Source organism: Hyalangium gracile, from assembly GCF_020103725.1.
Lineage (GTDB): Bacteria > Myxococcota > Myxococcia > Myxococcales > Myxococcaceae > Hyalangium > Hyalangium gracile.
In genome coordinates this window covers 167,051-183,221 of record NZ_JAHXBG010000020.1, presented here as the reverse complement: position 1 = coordinate 183,221, position 16,171 = coordinate 167,051, and the positions used below count along the sequence as shown (strand labels likewise).

The 16,171-nt window shown below is 71.5% G+C and carries 14 protein-coding genes; 8 read left to right on the top strand and 6 right to left on the bottom strand.

Annotation, left to right across the window (positions count from 1 at the left end; translation table 11 throughout):
• The first annotated feature begins 43 nt into the window (after positions 1–43).
• Both KY572_RS33405 and KY572_RS33400 read left to right on the top strand, forming a co-directional pair.
• Complete coding sequence (locus KY572_RS33405) at positions 44–1,567, top strand: ATPase domain-containing protein (protein ID WP_224247715.1); 1,524 nt, start codon at positions 44–46, stop codon at positions 1,565–1,567.
• Entirely contained in the window at positions 1,564–1,935 is a 372-nt protein-coding gene (locus KY572_RS33400) for a response regulator (protein WP_224247714.1), read from the top strand. The genes KY572_RS33405 and KY572_RS33400 overlap by 4 nt, the downstream gene beginning before the upstream one ends.
• 21 nt (positions 1,936–1,956) lie before the next feature.
• Here KY572_RS33400 and orn read toward each other — a convergent pair whose 3' ends face one another.
• Positions 1,957–2,505: an oligoribonuclease gene (orn, locus tag KY572_RS33395; RefSeq protein ID WP_224247713.1), complete on the bottom strand. Its 549-nt coding sequence runs from the start codon at positions 2,503–2,505 to the stop codon at positions 1,957–1,959.
• A gap of 41 nt (positions 2,506–2,546) precedes the next feature.
• Positions 2,547–3,158 (bottom strand): hypothetical protein, encoded by a 612-nt coding sequence (locus KY572_RS33390; RefSeq protein WP_407660043.1) that lies wholly within the window; start codon positions 3,156–3,158, stop codon positions 2,547–2,549.
• A gap of 362 nt (positions 3,159–3,520) precedes the next feature.
• Here KY572_RS33390 and KY572_RS33385 point away from each other — a divergent pair, with 362 nt between their 5' ends.
• The gene (locus KY572_RS33385) at positions 3,521–4,801 is read left to right on the top strand and encodes a cupin domain-containing protein (RefSeq protein WP_224247711.1); all 1,281 of its coding nucleotides are present in this window, start codon (positions 3,521–3,523) and stop codon (positions 4,799–4,801) included.
• A 126-nt stretch (positions 4,802–4,927) separates the two neighbouring features.
• Entirely contained in the window at positions 4,928–5,680 is a 753-nt protein-coding gene (locus tag KY572_RS33380; RefSeq protein ID WP_224247710.1) for an enoyl-CoA hydratase, read from the top strand.
• Positions 5,681–5,687: 7 nt separating this feature from the next.
• Here KY572_RS33380 and KY572_RS33375 read toward each other — a convergent pair whose 3' ends face one another.
• The 3 genes from KY572_RS33375 to KY572_RS33365 form a co-directional block, all read right to left on the bottom strand.
• Positions 5,688–7,997, bottom strand: a complete 2,310-nt coding sequence (locus tag KY572_RS33375; RefSeq protein ID WP_224247709.1) for an endonuclease — start codon at positions 7,995–7,997, stop codon at positions 5,688–5,690.
• Between the two features lie 78 nt (positions 7,998–8,075).
• A complete protein-coding gene (locus tag KY572_RS33370) occupies positions 8,076–8,447 on the bottom strand; it encodes a hypothetical protein (RefSeq protein WP_224247708.1) in 372 nt (123 codons plus the stop codon).
• A gap of 145 nt (positions 8,448–8,592) precedes the next feature.
• Positions 8,593–11,343 carry a M1 family metallopeptidase gene (locus tag KY572_RS33365; RefSeq protein WP_224247707.1) on the bottom strand — a complete coding sequence of 917 codons (2,751 nt, stop codon included), beginning with the start codon at positions 11,341–11,343 and terminating at the stop codon, positions 8,593–8,595.
• A 316-nt stretch (positions 11,344–11,659) separates the two neighbouring features.
• Here KY572_RS33365 and KY572_RS33360 point away from each other — a divergent pair, with 316 nt between their 5' ends.
• The 3 genes from KY572_RS33360 to KY572_RS33350 all read left to right on the top strand — a co-directional run bounded on the left by KY572_RS33360 (position 11,660) and on the right by KY572_RS33350 (position 14,032).
• Positions 11,660–12,628 carry a lysophospholipid acyltransferase family protein gene (locus tag KY572_RS33360; protein WP_224247706.1) on the top strand — a complete coding sequence of 323 codons (969 nt, stop codon included), beginning with the start codon at positions 11,660–11,662 and terminating at the stop codon, positions 12,626–12,628.
• Between the two features lie 31 nt (positions 12,629–12,659).
• On the top strand, positions 12,660–13,154 hold the full coding sequence (locus KY572_RS33355) for a DUF3060 domain-containing protein (RefSeq protein ID WP_224247705.1): 495 nt from the start codon (positions 12,660–12,662) through the stop codon (positions 13,152–13,154).
• A gap of 98 nt (positions 13,155–13,252) precedes the next feature.
• Positions 13,253–14,032 (top strand): DUF4328 domain-containing protein, encoded by a 780-nt coding sequence (locus KY572_RS33350; protein ID WP_224247704.1) that lies wholly within the window; start codon positions 13,253–13,255, stop codon positions 14,030–14,032.
• Positions 14,033–14,048: 16 nt separating this feature from the next.
• Here KY572_RS33350 and alr read toward each other — a convergent pair whose 3' ends face one another.
• Positions 14,049–15,245 carry an alanine racemase gene (gene alr, locus KY572_RS33345; protein WP_224247703.1) on the bottom strand — a complete coding sequence of 399 codons (1,197 nt, stop codon included), beginning with the start codon at positions 15,243–15,245 and terminating at the stop codon, positions 14,049–14,051.
• A 245-nt stretch (positions 15,246–15,490) separates the two neighbouring features.
• Between alr and KY572_RS33340 the strand changes: the two genes are divergently transcribed.
• Positions 15,491–16,156: a metallophosphoesterase gene (locus KY572_RS33340; protein WP_224247702.1), complete on the top strand. Its 666-nt coding sequence runs from the start codon at positions 15,491–15,493 to the stop codon at positions 16,154–16,156.
• The last annotated feature ends 15 nt before the right edge of the window (positions 16,157–16,171 follow it).

Sequence of the window (16,171 nt, the reverse complement as noted above, 5' to 3'; positions counted from 1 at the left end):
CACCACACGCTCCTACCTTTGGAGCTGAACCCCGGAGGGACGAGTGAGCGAGGCCCAGCTTCCTGATGAATCCGCGCGCCGCGTGCCGTCGGGGTTGCACGGGCTGGACACCTTGCTGCGCGGCGGCTGGCTGCACGGGGGCACCTACATCATCACGGGCTCGCCGGGCACGGGGAAGACCATCCTCGGCAACCAGTTCTGCTTCTCGGCCGTCGCCACGGGCGGCAAGGCCGTCTTCATCACCGTGCTGGCCGAGTCCCACGGACGGATGGTGAAGCACCTGGAGCCCATGCGCTTCTTCCAGCGCGAGTCGGTGGGCAAGTCGCTCCACTACATCAGCGGCTACGCCACCCTGAAGGCCGAGGGGCTCTCCGGCCTCAGCCGGCTCATCTTCCGCGCGGTGCGCGAGCACGAGGCCACCGTGCTGGTGGTGGACGGCCTGGCCGCGGTGGAGGAGCGCGCCGAGTCCCGCCTGGCCTTCCGCGAGTTCCTCCACTCGCTCTGCGTCCACAACTCGCTGGCCGGCTGCACCTCGCTGATGCTCACCGGCATGCAGGAGAACCCGGCCGACCCCCAGTTCGCCATGGTGGACGGCGTCGTCGTGCTGAGCGCGGAGCTGCTGGGCCTCAAGTCCGTGCGCGGCATCGAGGTGCAGAAGTTCCGCGGCGGCGCGCAGCTCTCCGGCAAGCACACCTTCGACATCACCGACGACGGGCTGTGCATCTACCCGCGCACCGAAGCCCTCTACACCGGACAGCCGGACGTGGTGCCGGATCCCCAGCAGCGGCTGCCCTTCGGCATCCCGGGGCTGGACCAGATGGTGGGCGGCGGCATGGTGGCCTACTCGTCCACGCTCGTCTTCGGCTCGCCCGGCGCCGGCAAGACGCTGCTGGGGCTGCACTTCCTGGGCGAGGGCGCGCGCAGGGGCGAGCAGTGCCTGTACTACGGCTTCACCGAGACCGGGCCCCGGCTCATCATGAAGATGTCCAAGGTCGGGCTGGACCTGGAGCCGCTGGTCGCCAAGGGCCGGCTGCGGCTGGAGGCACGGGTGGCGGTGGAGACGCTGCCGGATGCGCTGGTGCAGGACCTGCTCGGGCTGGTGGACAAGCACCGCCCCCAGCGCCTCTTCATCGACGGCATGGAGCCGTTCCTCAAGAGCGAGTCCATCGACCACCAGCGCGCCTCGCGCTTCATCACCGCGGTGACCAACGAGCTGCGCGCCCGGAAGGTCACCGTGATGATGACCCAGCAGACCAACAACCTCTTCGGCTCCGAGCTGAACGTGCGCCTGGAGGGCGTCGAGGCCATCATCGACAACGTCATCTTCCTGCGCTTCGTGGAGATGCGCTCGCAGCTCTACCGGATGCTCTCCGTCATGAAGATGCGCGAGAGCGACAATGATCCGGCCCTGCGCCTGTTCTCCATCTCCTCGCGCGGCATCCACGTGGAGGACACCTTCGAGAGCGCGGAGGCCGTGCTCACCGGCCAGGCCAGGCCCCTGGAGCCCCAGAGGAAGGGCAAGAAGGCCAGGCGCAAGAGCCTGCCGCGGCGGAGGAACCGGTCATGACACGGGTGCTCGTCGTGGATGACGAGACCGCCATCGTCGACGCGCTCGAGGACATCCTCTCCATGGAGGGCTACGAGGTGATGTCCGCCTTCAACGGCCAGGAGGGGCTGATGCGGATGAGCGAGCGCACACCCGACCTGGTGCTGCTGGACCTGATGATGCCCGTCATGAGCGGCGCGCAGCTGCTGGGGCGCATCCGGCAGGACCCGAAGCTGCGCGACATCCCCGTGGTGGTGATGAGCGCGGGCCGCATCGCCGAGGAGGAGCGCCGCAACGCCTCGGCCGTCCTGCCCAAGCCCTTCGAGCTGGACGCGCTGCTGGACACCCTGGCCCGGTACCTGCGGCCCCAGGCCGGGCAGAGCCCCTGAGGGCTGGCGCGCCGGGGCCGCTCAGCCGTGGGCGCGGAAGAACGTGTCGCGGTAGTGAGTGAGCTCGGCGATGCTGGAGCGCAGGTCCGACAGCGCCGTGTGCCCGGAGGGGCTCTTGCGCGGCTCGGGCACGTCCGGGTACCAGGCCCGGGTGAGCACCTTCAGGCTCGTCACGTCCACCATCCGGTAGTGGAGGTAGCGCTCCAGCATCGGCATGTACCGGATGAGGAAGCGCCGGTCGGTGTGGATGGAGTTGCCGCAGAGCACCCCCTCGCCCAGCGCGCAGTGGTCCGCCACCAGCGAGGTGATGTCCCGCTCCGCCACCCGCAGGGAGATGGGCGAGGCCTTCACCCGCGCCGTCAGCCCGTTGCGCGTGTGCATGTCCCGCACCACCGGCTCCATCCGCGCCAGCACCTCGTCCGGCTGCCAGATGACGCGATCCATCTCCGCGATGGGCTTGAGGTCCGGCCCGGTGATGATGATGCCAATCTCGATGATGGCGCACGTCTCGGGGTCCAGCCCCGTCATCTCGAGATCCAGCCAGACGAAGCGCGGTTCAAGTGAGTTCATGGGGCACGGACCCTACCATCAGCACGGCTCTGGCACCCGGTTCAGATCCACTCGCTGTTCTCGACGGGGACCCACTCCTCGCGGCCAGGACGGACCTCCCGCGCCCGCTCCAGCAGCTGCCGCACCTCGAGCTCGGGCAGGCTCCGGAAGTCGTCATACGCGTGCTCCACCGCGAGCAGGGCCCAGATGGGCTGGAGGCAGAGCACCTCGTCCGCCTCCAGCCGCAGCCGCTCCAGCTCCTCCGCCGCCGCCACTGGCGCCGCCAGCACCAGGTGCCGGGGCTGCTGGCGCCGCAGCCCCCGGAGCGCCGCGTACACCTGCAGGTCCCCCGCGGGGATGCCGTCCACCACGAGCACCGCCGTGCCGGCTCCCGACTCCATCCGGGGACGGGCGCCGCGCAGGTGCTGGGCCTCGAGCGCCACCTCGCCCGCCTCCGCGTCCATCCACGCCGTCATCTCCGAGGACGCGGCGGCGACGGAGCGCACCGTGTCCGCGTGCAGGAAGTACCCGTTGCCCTCCGCCACGGCGCCCAGCCGCAGCATGGGCTCGCGGGGGACGGCGACGGTCCGGGCCACCCATAGCTCCAGCGGTACGCCCAGTGCGCGGGCCACCTCATACCCCACGCGAACCCCACCACCGTTCAGTCCGAACACCCGTGTCTCGTGGCCCCGCTGAGGCAGGAGCAGGGTCGCCAGGCGGCGACCCGCGTCTGCTCGGTCTCGAAAGCGCATCTGTACCCCCGTAGGGCTGGCCCCCCCGCCCCGCTCCGCACATGCTCAAGGAAAAGCACGCTGTCAGCGCGTTGCGTCAAAGGGGCGGGCAATGGCTTCCCTGCTGGCATGCCCAGGAGCGGGACAGGCTCAGGGCCCCTCCGGCTCACCTCCCCGGAGGAGGCGTAGGCCCGTATGGAGACACTCCCGTTGGTCTGATGGACAGGCCCCCCCGGGCTTGCCAGCCCCTCGGGCGTGCACACCTTCGTAAAAGTTGTAAATCCCCAGCGCCCCCGGGTCCCGTCATGAGCCCTCCCTCCGCCGGTCCGGCCCGCGCCATCGAGATGGCGCCGCAACGCAGCGCCCCGGAATCCAACCCGCCACGTCTGTCCTCCGAGCCGCGCCCCGCCAACGTCGCCAGTCCTCCCCCCGTCCCCACCGAGGACTCGCTGGCGGAGCTGAAGGCGCGGCTGGCCTCCCACCCCTTCTGGAACAACCGCCTGCTCCAGGCCAGCCGGCGCGGCGCGCTCACACGCGAGGACTACGCCACGGTCTTCTCGCAGTACGCCCTGGTCACCCGCTCGGCGCCCCGCTTCTTCCACGCGCTGCTGACACAGTGCGACAGCGAGCCCTGGGAGGCCCGGCTGACGCAGACGCTGTGGGAGGAGTGGGGGGCCGCGCCGCCGGACAAGCAGCCCGCCGCGCTCTACCGCCGCTTCCTGAGGGATGGGCTCGGCGTGGACGTGGAGTCCATCCGCTTCCAGGACGCCACGCGCCACTTCGTGCACGAGTGCCTGGACGGGTGCCTGCGCTCGCCAGCGTACGCCGCCAGCGCCTTCCTGGCCTTCGGGCTGGAGGCGAGCCTGCCCCGGCTCTACAGCATCTTCGTGGACGGGCTGCAGCAGAGCGGCGTGAGCGAGCGGCACCTGCAGTTCTTCCACCGGAGGATGCAGGCGGACACCTCGCGCCTGAAGCTCCTGGAGGAGCTGGTGCGCGCCCACGTGGGCGAGCCGGGCTGGTTCGACACCTGCGCGCGCGCGATGGAGCGCGCGATGGAGCTGCAGAACAACCTCTTCGAGGCGCTGTTCGAGGCCACGCGACAGCGGCGGCTCCGCCCGCTGCTGGAGCACATCGAGGCGCGGCTGCCGCTGGCTCCCGAGGAGCCCGAGCCGCGCACCGTCCACCTGGCGGAGCTGTCCAACGTCGTCCCCTTCTTCCGCCAGACGCACGAGCAGCGCGGCATCGACTTCACCGTGGACCGGGTGCCCTTCCCCGCGGAGGTGCTGGAGACGAGCGTGATGCACGTGGTGGCCGGCCACCGCACCGAGCCGCGCGAGCTGGCCCACGAGGTGCTGCTCATGGTCCTGTCGGGCACGGGCCGCGTGCAGGTGCGCGGCACGACGGTGGAGGTGAAGGCCGGGGAGGCCGTCTTCGTCCCGCGCTGGGCCCTGCACCAGGCGCACGCCACGGGCGCCGAGCCGCTGACGCTGATGATGGTGACGGACCACGGCCTCACGCGCCGCGCCCACGAGGAGGAGGTGCTGCGCGCCGCGCGGCTCAAGCGCGCCACGGGCGTGGACCTGTGAGCCAGGCGGCCCCGGGAAGCCCCCCCGGAAGGCAGCGCCCTGCCCCGCCTGGAGGAGATGTAGGCGAGCAGATTCCTCCGAGTTCGCGAAGCCCGGAGGAGCGACGGGAGGGTAGGCTGCGCGGCCATGTCCGAGACCCTGTTGACGCAAGACGCCGAGGGCGTGCGAACCCTCACCTTCAACCGCCCCGAGAAGAAGAACGCCTTCACCCACGCGATGTACGAGGCCACCACGCAGGCCCTGCTCGAGGCGGGCATGGACCCGACGGTGCGCGTGGTGCTGCTCACCGGCGCCGGAGGCACCTTCACCGCGGGCAACGACATTGGCGACTTCCTGGAGCGGCCGCCGGCCGGCGAGGACAGCGCGGTGTTCCAGTTCCTGCGCGCGCTGGTGAACTACGAGAAGCCGGTGGTGGCCGCGGTGGACGGCCCGGCGGTGGGCATCGGCACGACGATGCTGCTGCACTGTGACTACGTGGTGTCCAGCGAGCGGGCCCGCTTCGTCATGCCCTTCATCAACCTGGGCGTGTGCGCGGAGGGAGCCTCCAGCCTGCTGGTGCCGCGCAACGCGGGCATGGCGCTGGCCAGCGAGCTGCTGATGTTCGGAGATCCGTTCGACGCGGCCACCGCGCAGCGCGCCGGCTTCGTCTCGCGCGTGGTGCCGGACGCCCAGCTCCTGGAGGTGGCCAACGAGCGCGCCCGGACGCTGGCCGCCAAGCCCCTGGAGGCGCTCAAGGTGACCAAGCGCCTGCTGCGCGAGCCCATCCGCGCCGAGGTGAACGCCACCCTGCGGCGCGAGGGCGCCGAGTTCATCAAGCGCCTCAACTCCGACGAGGCGCGCGAGGCCTTCCTGGCCTTCATGAACCGCCGCGGCAAGTAGCCGCCGCTCAGCCCAGCCCCTCCAGCAGGTCCACCTGCCCGGCCCACTCCGGGCGGTCGATGAAGGGGTTGCGGTTGCCCTGGCGCTCGAAGATGGCGTCGTTGCGGTGCCGCTCGTACAGCGAGGGCGGCTCCGCCTCGTGCCACCGCAGCAGCACCGCGAGCCGGCTCTCCTCGTACTCGGTGGAGGTGCGGTTGATCTCCCCCGGGTAGCGCAGCAGGAAGTAGAGCGTGGCGCGCGCCACCGCGCCCTTGCCGCGGGTGGGCTCGAACTTGTTGGCCACCCGCCGGCCGCACTCCTCGCGCTCCACCTCCTCGAAGTCCGGGAAGTCGAAGTACGGCGTGTTGCCCCGGAAGCTGTTGCAGCCGGACTCGCACGCGAACAGGTGGTGCAGGTCTCCCCGCATCGGCTCGCGCTTGGAGAACCAGGACTGGGGCACCACGTGCTCGCAGTTGTATGGCAGCGCCGCCTCCAGCAGCTCCATCCGCGCCGCCATCGCCTCGGCGCCCAGGATGCCCTCGGTGGTGAGCAGCTCGCGGAAGCGCTCGCCGCGCAGCTGGTCGATGCGCGCGTCCTCGCGGATGAACTCCTCCGGCTCGAACCCCTTGCCGGAGTAGATGCTGCGCAGCATCCCGTCCGGCTGGAGGTCCACCCACGGGTAGACCTGGCGCATGGGCGCGTAGCGCAGCAGCGTGCGGTGGGTGCCTCGCACCAGCTCGCTGAGCGCCTCGAAGTCCGGCTCCTGTCCGAGGTCCGCGTAGTAGCGCTCCTGGGCGGCGCGAGAGGCCGCCTCGTCGAAGTAGGGCCGACGCCGCGAGCGCTCCAGCTCGGCGAGCGCCTCCTCTATCTCCGGCCGCGCGTGGGCCGTCACCTCGATGATGGGGCGCCGCCTGGAGGCCGGCCGTGGGGCGGGCGCGGGGCGTGGCTCCACGGCGCCGCTCTTCCCGAGCGTGACGCCTTCCGCCAGGTCCACCTGGATGCTCAGGCGCAGCGGCAGCGTGAGCGTCGCGGCCCCATCCCCGAGGCTCACCTCCCGCGAGGGCTCTCGCGGCTCACGCGACGGCGCGCCTCCTTCCATGGACGGCTCCTCGGTACCCATCCGCTGTGTCAGCAGCCCGGAGACATCCGGCTCCGGAGCCAGCTCCGAGCCGCTCCCCCGCGCCTCCACCTTCGAGCGCCGGGCCGAGACCGTGGCGGTGCGCTTGCGCGAGCCGGTGCGCGGGCGGGCGGGGGCCTCGGGGCCGCCCATGGGCTCGAGCAGCGCCGCGCGCAGCCGGGCCGCCTCCGGGGACAGGGAGCGCGAGCGCAGGTGCCGCACGAGGCTGCTCACGCGCACGCCCTCGTTGGCCTTCCAGGCGAGCAGCGCCGGATCCATGCCCGGCTCCCAGGGCGTGCCTTCCACCGTGAGCAGGCGTCCATCCTCGGAGCGCTTCGGCACGCCCATGTGGTGGAGCGCCACCACCTCCCACTGGTCATTGTAGACGGGCGAGCCCGAGGAGCCCGGCGCGGTGTCCGTCAGGTAGTGGCAGAAGTCATCGAGCAGATCGACGACCTGGTTCTCGCGCAGGGCGAGCTGCTTCGGCTCTCCGTTGGGGTGCTGGATGATGTTCACGTACTCGCCGAGCAGCACCTTGCCCTGCGCCTCCACGAGCCGGTTGAAGCCGAAGTCGCGCAGCGGCTGGCCATCCGCCGACTGCTCCCTCACGGCCACCAGCGTGTAGTCGAGCGCCGCGTCCGTGATGAAGAGCGCCCCGGGGTCCAGCGCGAAGAGCACCGAGGGCAGCGAGGCGCCGTCGATGCCCGACTGGTAGTTGAACTCGATCTGGCTGGTGCTGGCCTCCGCCGCGCTGGAGAGCACATGGTTGTTGGTGAGCAGCAGCCGAGGCGTCACCAGGAAGCCCGTGCCGTAGCCCGTCAGCCGCCCGCGCGAGTCGTTGATGCGCACCCGCCCCACGCTGCGCGACACCTTGAGCCCGCGCTCCAGGAAGCACACGCTGGTCAAGTCGCTCCGCCCCAGCACCCGCTCGTACACCAGCTTCGCGGGCTCGGCGGTGACGGGGACGATGCTCGAGCGGACCCTCGCCGTGTCCGGGCACAGCTTGCCCTCGGCGGCCTCGATGCCGAGCCGCCGCAGCCGGGCCCGGACGCGCTCCGGGCTGTCCACCTCCAGCGGGGTGCGGTGCTCGTCCTTGAGCTGGTGCACGACCCCCTCGCGCACCCGGCGCCGGTCCCGGTAGCGGCGCTCGGCCTGAGCAATCTGCCCCTGGACACGCTCGTACCAGGGGAGCGAGGTTGCTTCCTTCCGTACTTCAGCCATGGCGCCCTCCGCGTTCGGAGCCCCTCGCGGGGCTCGCCCCACGGGTAGAGCGGCGGGGGCGCGGATGTGACGCGCGGTCTAGAAATCGATCCGGAAGAACGGCGCGTAGGGGTAGATGGAGAGCGAGGGAGCATGCTCCGGCGCCGAGTCCGCCGTCGTGGTGAGCACCGGCAGCGGCCCGGTCCGGGCCACGGGCCCTGGCAGCATGTCCAGCGACCAGCCGTCCTCTGTCCGGCGCAGGTAGCCGGCGACGGGCTGGCGGACCTCGGAGGGCTCCGTGTCCGGAGTGACGATGAGCTCCTGCTCCAGGGGTGTCAGGGCCTGGGTGCGCTCGCCCGGCGTGGCGGCGAGGCTCGGGGACGGCGCGAGGAGCGCGGCTGCGGAGGCCGCGGCCGTGATCGCAAGCGCATCCCAGAAGCGCACCGCGGCGGACGTCCTGCCTGCAGTCATGGGTCGCGACCTCCTATCTGGGAAACACACCAGGAGGCAGGGAAGGTTCCCGATGACGGGCCGCCCGCACTCTCCGCGAGAGTGCTACGCCCCATTCCCCCGGGCTCCCGAGACGACGCGAGCGCCCCGGGGGCGAGCGACCTCGCTACTGTGGCGCGGGCGCCTTCACGGGGCCCCGGGTGAGGAAGGCATCGACGCTGGCGCGCTGGGCCTCCTTCTGGGCGATGCACAGGTCCACCTGCTCCAGCACCTGGGCCAGGATGCGGGGGCCGGCGTGCGTGCGCGCGTTGCGCTCGGTGAAGAAGTCCGCCACGTCCTTGCGGTGCTCCGCGTCACACCACGCGGCGCCCACGCGCGCCAGGTTTCCGGCGACGGCCTCGGGCATCCGCGCGACGAGCGCGTCGTAGTTCTCCTTCACGAAGGTGTACACCACCTCCCGCGTGGCGGGGTCCTGCGAGGGGCTGAACATCACCCACATCACCTCGCGCGCGTCATTGGCGGGGTCCAGCACCATGGGGAGCAGCTGGCGCACCAGCTTCGGGTCCCTCACGCTGCTCAGGCCCCCGAGCAGCTGCTGGCGCACCTTGCGCTCCTTCTCCTTCTTCAGGGCCGCGTGGAACCTCGGGACGAACTCCGCCCCCGCGTGCCTGGCGGCGATGGCCAGCACCGGCTGCACCAGCTCGGGGCTCACGGCTCGCGGGTCCGCCAGCCACTTCGCGGCCAGCTTCTTCGCCTCGGCGACGAGCACCGGCTCTCCGCCCTGGCGGCCGGCCAGCTCCAGCAGCCGGGGGCGCAGCAGGCGCGTGTCCTCGTCCTCGTCCGCGCGCGGGGTGAAGCCCAGCTTCCGGGCGCGCGGCCCGTAGGTGTCGCGCAGGAAGCGCTGGAAGTCCACCTGGCGGGGCTCGGACAGCGTCTTCTCGTCCACCAGCTGCAGCAGCTCCAGCGAGGCGCTGAAGACCTGCCGATCCGGATCGCCCGCGAAGCGGGAGGCCAGGGAGAGCGCGTCTCCGGCGGGCAGTGTCCCGGCCTTGGCCAGCGCGTACGCATCCCCGAGCAGCGCCACGCGCTCGGTGCGCGTCAGCCGCCGGTCCGCCACGGACACCAGCTTGCGCAGCGTGTCTCCCGTCAGCGCGGTGCGGTAGTAGCCCGCGCCCTCGGCGTTGGGATAGAGCCAGTCCGGGCAGGACTTCGCCTCGGGCAGCGGCAGCTCGGCGCGCTCGGCCTCGAGCACGGTGCAGGCGCGGCCCGTCGTCGCTCCCACGCCGTAGCGCACGCACAGGGGCACCTTCCACGTCTGCGCCGTCTCGCCCTTGGAGCCCACCGGCAGGTAGCGTCGCTGGGAGAGCGCCACCTTGGGCACCTTGCCCGAGCAGTCCGCGGTGGCGGTGATGATGGGCGCGCCGCCCTGATCCAGGAAGGTGTTCAGCACCGTGCTCACGTCCCGCCCGGCCTCGGCCGAGAGCGCGTCCAGGAAGTCCTTCGCCGTGGCGTTGCCGCTGGCGTGGGCGCGCACGTAGCGCTGGAGCCCGCGCTGGAAGACGTCCCGGCCCAGCCACTCCTCGGCCATCATCAGCACCGCGCCGCCCTTGCCGTAGGTGATGGCGTCGAAGGCATTGCGGATGTCACCGGCGTGCTCGATGGGCTGGCGGACGCGCCGCGCCGTCACCAGGCTGTCGGCCTCCAGCGCGCGCGAGCGGGCGTACACGCGCTGCACCGGCGCGTCCCAGGTGGGCTGCCAGCCCTCGATGATGCGCGGGACGATCCAGGTGGCGAAGGACTCGTTGAGCCACAGGTCGTCCCACCACGCCAGGGTGACGAGGTTGCCGAACCACTGGTGCCCCAGCTCGTGCACCTGCGTGCCCGCGAACCCTCGCTGGCGCTGGGCGGAGTCCTCGCCTTCCTTGGCCAGCAGCCGCTCGGAGTTGAAGGTGATGAGGCCGGGGTGCTCCATGGCGCCGTTGAAGAGGGGCACCGCGAGGGTGTCCAGCTTCTCGTAGGGGTACGGCATGTCGAAGTAGTCCTCGAGGCGGGCGAGGATCTCCGGCGTCACCTTCGCGGCATAGGCGGCCTCGGCGGCGCGGCCCTTGGGGGTGACGATGCGCGTGGGCACCTTCTTGCGGCCGGAGGGCGCGGCCTGGACGAACTCGAACGGCCCCACGCCGAAGGCGATGAGGTAGCTGGGCAGCGGCTGGGTACGGGCGAAGCGGAAGGTGCGGCCACCTTCCGGGTGGGGCTCCTCGGCCAGCAGCGGGGTGTTGGTCACCGCGACGCTGCCCGCGGGGACATGGAAGGTGAGCTGCCAGGGCACCTTGAAGCCCGGCTCGTCGAAGCAGGGGAAGACGCGCCGGGCGCCGATGGGCTCGAACTGGGTGAAGACGTACCAGTCCCCGCGCTCCTCGGCCCGGAAGGCGCCTTCGACTTCACGGGTGGAGGCCACGGCCTCGTAGATGATGCGAAGGCTCGCGGGGCCCTTCGCCAGCGGGCGCGCGAGCGTGAAGCCGATGACGTCGGTGGTGCCAGCCACCACCGCCACGTCGATGGGCGCGCCGGCCTGCGTCAGGATGGCGCCCTTCACGGTGAGCGCCTTGCCGTTCAGCCAGAGTATGGAGGTGGGCTCGGCCACCTCCAGCGCCACGTCGGCCACCCCCTGGAAGATGGCGGCGCTGGGGTCCACGGTGAGCTCCACGGTGTAGCCCGTGGGGCGAACGGTGGTGGGCAGGCGCAGCGTGGGCGGAGTGGGCGGCGTTGCCGGAGCGGAGCCCTGCGCGGGAGCAGCGGCGCCTAGCGGCGCGTCATGGGCCGATGGCGCATGCGCATCACTGGGCAGATTTGCTCCGTGAGTCGAGCACGCGATTCCCGTGAAGACAGCGAGAAGCGCTGCTGCGTTTCTCCGCATGGGGGGTCTCCTATCCGGTGAGGGTCCGCCCGTGTGGCATGGCATCACAACCGGGTCAACAGGGCATCAACTCAGAGCGTCGCGGGGAGGTGTCGCCCGCTGAGTCCGCCCCCCGCGTCAGGCCCGCCCTCCTGCCGGGCAAATTCCGGCCGAACTGGTCTGCCTGTCATACCAGTTGGGGACCGGTCCGCGCGCACCCCGGCCGAACTGGTCTGCCTGTCATACCAGTTGGGGACCGGTCCAATCACAGGGTACCTCCCTGGCTCGCGTGGACCACCCTTGCCCGCCAGTCCGCTTCGGTGTGGAGTGCGCCGCCGTGTCCTCGCCCGCAACCGTGCCAGCCCCTGCGGTCCATCCCATCCGGCTGACGTCGCCCCACTTGCGCCGCATCATCGGCGAGCCGCCCGGCCCCATCACCGGCTTCCTGGCCAACCTCGTGCTGCGCTGGGTCGCTGGCCTCAGCCGCAACACCCGCGAGCGCCTCACGCGCTTCATCGGCGGACTGGCCTACACGCTGGGCATCCGGCGCCGCGTCGCGCTGGAGAACCTGGCCCTCGCCATGCCCGAGCGCACCGAGGCGGAGCGGCACGCCATCGTTCGCGGTACCTACATCACCATGGCGCGCGCGGTGCTCGAGGCCCTGGCGGATCGGGACCGGATGCCGCCGGACTGGGAGCAGGAAGAGGTGGTGGGCCGCGAGGCCTGGCTGGCGCTCCAGGCGCACCTGGCCACGGGCAAGGGCGCGCTGCTGGTGACGGCGCACTTCGGCAACTGGGAGATCCTCGGCGAGGTGCTCATCCACCGCGGCGTGCCGCTCAACGCGCTGGTGCGCCCGCTCAAGGGCGCGCTCAACATGCGCATCGCGGAGAACCGGGTGCGCGCGGGCGCCGGCCTCATCTACCCGCGCGGCGCCGTGCAGGAGACGGTGGATGCCATCAGCCGGGGCGAGAGCGTCTACATGCTGCTGGACCAGGCCATCCCGAGCAAAGGCGTCTTCGTGCCGTTCTTCGGCAAGCTGGCGTCCACCACTCCGGCCATGGCGGTGGCGGCCCAGCGCACCGGAGTGCCTGCCTGGGTGGTGATGGGCGTGAGAGACGGTCCGCGCATGCGCGTGCACATCGAGGGCCCCATCCCTCCCCCGCCGCCCGAGGAGGGCAAGGACCCCATCACCGAGCACACCGCGCTCGTCACCGCGGGGCTCGAGCGCATCATCCGTCAGTATCCGGACCAGTGGCTGTGGCTGCATCGCCGCTGGAAGTTCACGCCGCCCGCGCCCGGAGTATAACCCCGGCTTCACTCCAAGAGGGGGTCACATCATGTCGAAGGCGATTCGTTCCGCGGTCATCGGGCTCACCGTGTGTCTGGCGATGACGGCGAGCGCGCAGAGCTCCGTCCAGGTCGGCAAGGACGGCAGCGTCAAGGTGCAGTCCGGCGGCAACAAGGTGGACGTGAAGGGTGGCAGCGTGAACGTCCAGGCGGACGATGACGACGATGACGACACGGACAGCGCCACCACCAGCACCTCGGAGTCGGAGATCGACATCGCCGACAGCGGCAGGAAGGGCACGCTCTCCTGCACGGGGAACACCGAGGTGTCGATCAGCGGCTCCTCGAACGACTTCACCATCACCGGCGACTGCAAGAGCGTGGAGGTGACGGGGAGCTCGAACAAGGTCGCGGTGGACGGCGTAGGCAAGATCGAGGTCACCGGCACCAGCAACTCCGTCACCTGGAAGCGCGCGGTGGGCGGTGCCAAGAAGCCCAAGGTGGACAACACCGGCACGGCCAACAAGGTCTCCCAGGCGAAGTAGACGCGCTCCATCGTCTCCGGGGGCCGCACGCCCGCATGCGGGCAGTGTGAACCATCTCGCCACCTGCGCCATAATCCCGGCGGAGACGTGACGCGCTGATGACTTCCGCCGCTCCCGCGATGGCGCTCCAGGTCGCCTGCCCCACGCACCCCACCTTCAAGCCGGTGGGGACGTGCTCCCGATGCGGGCGCTTCGTGTGCGCCCGCTGCGAGACGTGGGGCGACTTCTGCGCCGCCTGCGAGTACCGCCAGCTCCGGGAGCTCCCCTCGCTGCGCGGTCGCGGCAGCCTGACGCGGTGGTCGCTGGGCCTGGTGGCGCTGAGCATGACGCTCGGGGCCACGCTCAGCGGCTGGCTCATCTCCAAGCTCGATGGAGGCATGGCGCCGGTGGACGCCTTCATGACCTATGAGCGCCTCTCCCGGATGCTCACGGTGTCGGTGGGCCTGGCCACCGTGCTGTCGGCCTTCTTCTTCCTGCGGTGGCTGCACCTGGCCGTGAGGACCGCGAAGCTACTGGGCCTGGCCCCCGGGACGACGCCCGCGTGGGCCGTGGCCTGGTGGTTCATCCCCCTGGCCCACCTCTATGATCCGTACCTCGTGATGCGCGGCCTGCGCCGAAGCCTCGGAGGCTCGCCGAAGACGGGCGCGGCGGTGACGGCGTGGTGGACGGCGTGGGTGCTCGGCGTCATCACCTGGCTCATCAAGGAGTACCTCTTCCTCTCCCTCGGCGCGGAGCCGCTCCTGCTCGTCTCCGCGCTGCTCGCCAGCTTCACGTCCCAGGTGCTCCTCACCGTCGGCGCGCTGCTCTGCATGGTCGTCATCGGGCAGATCCAATCGCTGACCGACGAGTGCCTGGAGGACGTGGCCGAGGCCGCCTGAGCGAGGGGCGCCAGCGTCAGTCCACCACCACCCGCCGCAGGTGCGCGCCCAGCCGCGTCACCACCTCGTAGTGGATGGTCTGCGCCCAGCCCGCCAGCGCCTCGGCCGACACGGACTCATCCCCGTCGTGCCCCAGCAGCGTGGCCGTCACCGGCCGCTCGTCCGCCGCGGCCCGCGTCACGTCCACGATGAGGTGGTTCATCATCACGCGCCCCAGCACCGGGCACCGCCGCCCGTTCACCAGCACGTGCGCCTTGCCCGACACCAGCCGCGGGTACCCGTCGAAGTACCCCACCGGCAGCACGGCGATGCGCGTGGGCTCCGAGCACCGGTAGGTGCACCCGTAGCCCACGTAGCTGCCCGCCGGCAGCCACTTCACCACCTGGCTCCCGCAGCGCCACGAGAGCACCGGCCGCAGCGCGGGCACCTCGCCCAGCACCAGCCGCGCCGACAGCCGCGTCTCCGGCGAGGGCCACAGTCCATATAAGGAGATGCCCACCCGCAGCGCCTCGTACCGGGCGCGAGGCAGCACCAGGCTCGCGGCGCTGGCGGCGATGTGCCGCTGCGGAGGCCGCGCCGGGGAGAGCTGCGCCACCAGCCGGGCCAGCCCCGCCTCGAAGGCCTCGAGCTGCGCCAGCGCGTACGCCTGCTCCGTCACGTCCTCCGTGTTGGAGAAGTGGCTGAGCACCCCCACCAGCTCGAACACGTCCCGGTACTCGGCCAGGAACCCCGTGTCCCGGGGAATCTGCTCCAGCGTGAAGCCCTCGCGCCCCAGGCCCGTGTCGATGTGCACGTGCACCCGCAGGGGGCGCTCCAGCCGGGCCGCGCGCAGCGCCGCCCCCGCCTCCCGCCACGACAGGTCCGCCACCACCGCGTCCACGCCCTCGCGCGCCAGCGCCACCGCCTCCTCCGGCGCGATGGCGCCGATGACGAGCACCTGCCGGGGCGCCAGCCCGCGCTCCCGCTCGAAGGCCCGCACCGCCAGCCCGTCCTGGGGGGTGATGAGGTAGAGGACGTCCGCCAGCGGGTGCACCAGCGGCAGCATCTCCCGGAAGCCGTGCCCGTACGCGTTGCCCTTGAGCACCGCGCCGAACGTCCGCCGAGGCCCCCCGCCCACGGCGGCCTCCAGCGCCCGGAACACCTCCACGTTGTGCCGCAGGGCCGACGCGCTCAGCTCCAGCCAGGAAGCGCAGGCCGAGAAGCCACCTGCCATGCCGCCGTGCTCCACCACATTCACCTCCAGGGCCTGCCGTGGCCCGCTGCCCGCACCCGGCGGGCCTCCCGCTCTTACCAGCAACGCCAGTGCCAGGGCTCGAAGGCCCCGCGGCTTCCAGCTGCCCGAGTGCGCGGCAGGCAGGTAACATCTCCTCCCGGTGAGTGCACGGAGAGACGTTCCGGCATGTCGAGGGACTCACCCACGGCGAGGGGCCCTCACCTCCGCGTGACAGGAAGTGGCGGATGCGGACGCTGTTCATCGGTGACGTGCACGGCTGCGCCGACGAGCTGGATGCGCTCCTGAAGGAGTGCGGCTGGCAGCCAGGCGAGCGCGTGGTGCTGCTGGGGGACCTGGTGGCCAAGGGCCCGGACTCGGCCGGGGTGGTGGCGCGGGCGCGCGAGCGGGGCCTGCTGGCCGTGCGCGGCAACCACGACGAGCACGTGCTGCGCTGGCACCACGGGCACCAGAAGCCCGGCAAGAGGCTCAAGCCCGAGCACCAGCGCGTGCTCGACACCCTGGGCCCCGAGGACTGGAAGTACCTCGAGTCCCGCCCCCTCTACATGCGCCTGCCGGAGCTCAACGCGCTCGCCGTCCACGCCGGGCTGGTGCCGGGCGTGGCCCTGAGGGAGCAGCGCCAGGAGCACCTGCTCAACCTGCGCAGCATCTCCGCCGACGGAAAGCCCTCCAAGCGCGTGGAGGACGGGGAGCCCTGGGCCAGCAGGTGGCCCGGGCCCGAGCTCGTCCTCTTCGGGCACGATGCGGTGCGCCGGCTCCAGCGCCACCCCCACGCCTACGGGCTGGACTCGGGCTGCGTCTACGGCGGCCGGCTCACCGCCTACGTGCTGCCCGAGGGCCACTTCTACTCGGTGCCGGCGCGGCGCGCCTATATGGACATGGACGTTCCCTGAACCAGGGCCTCGGCG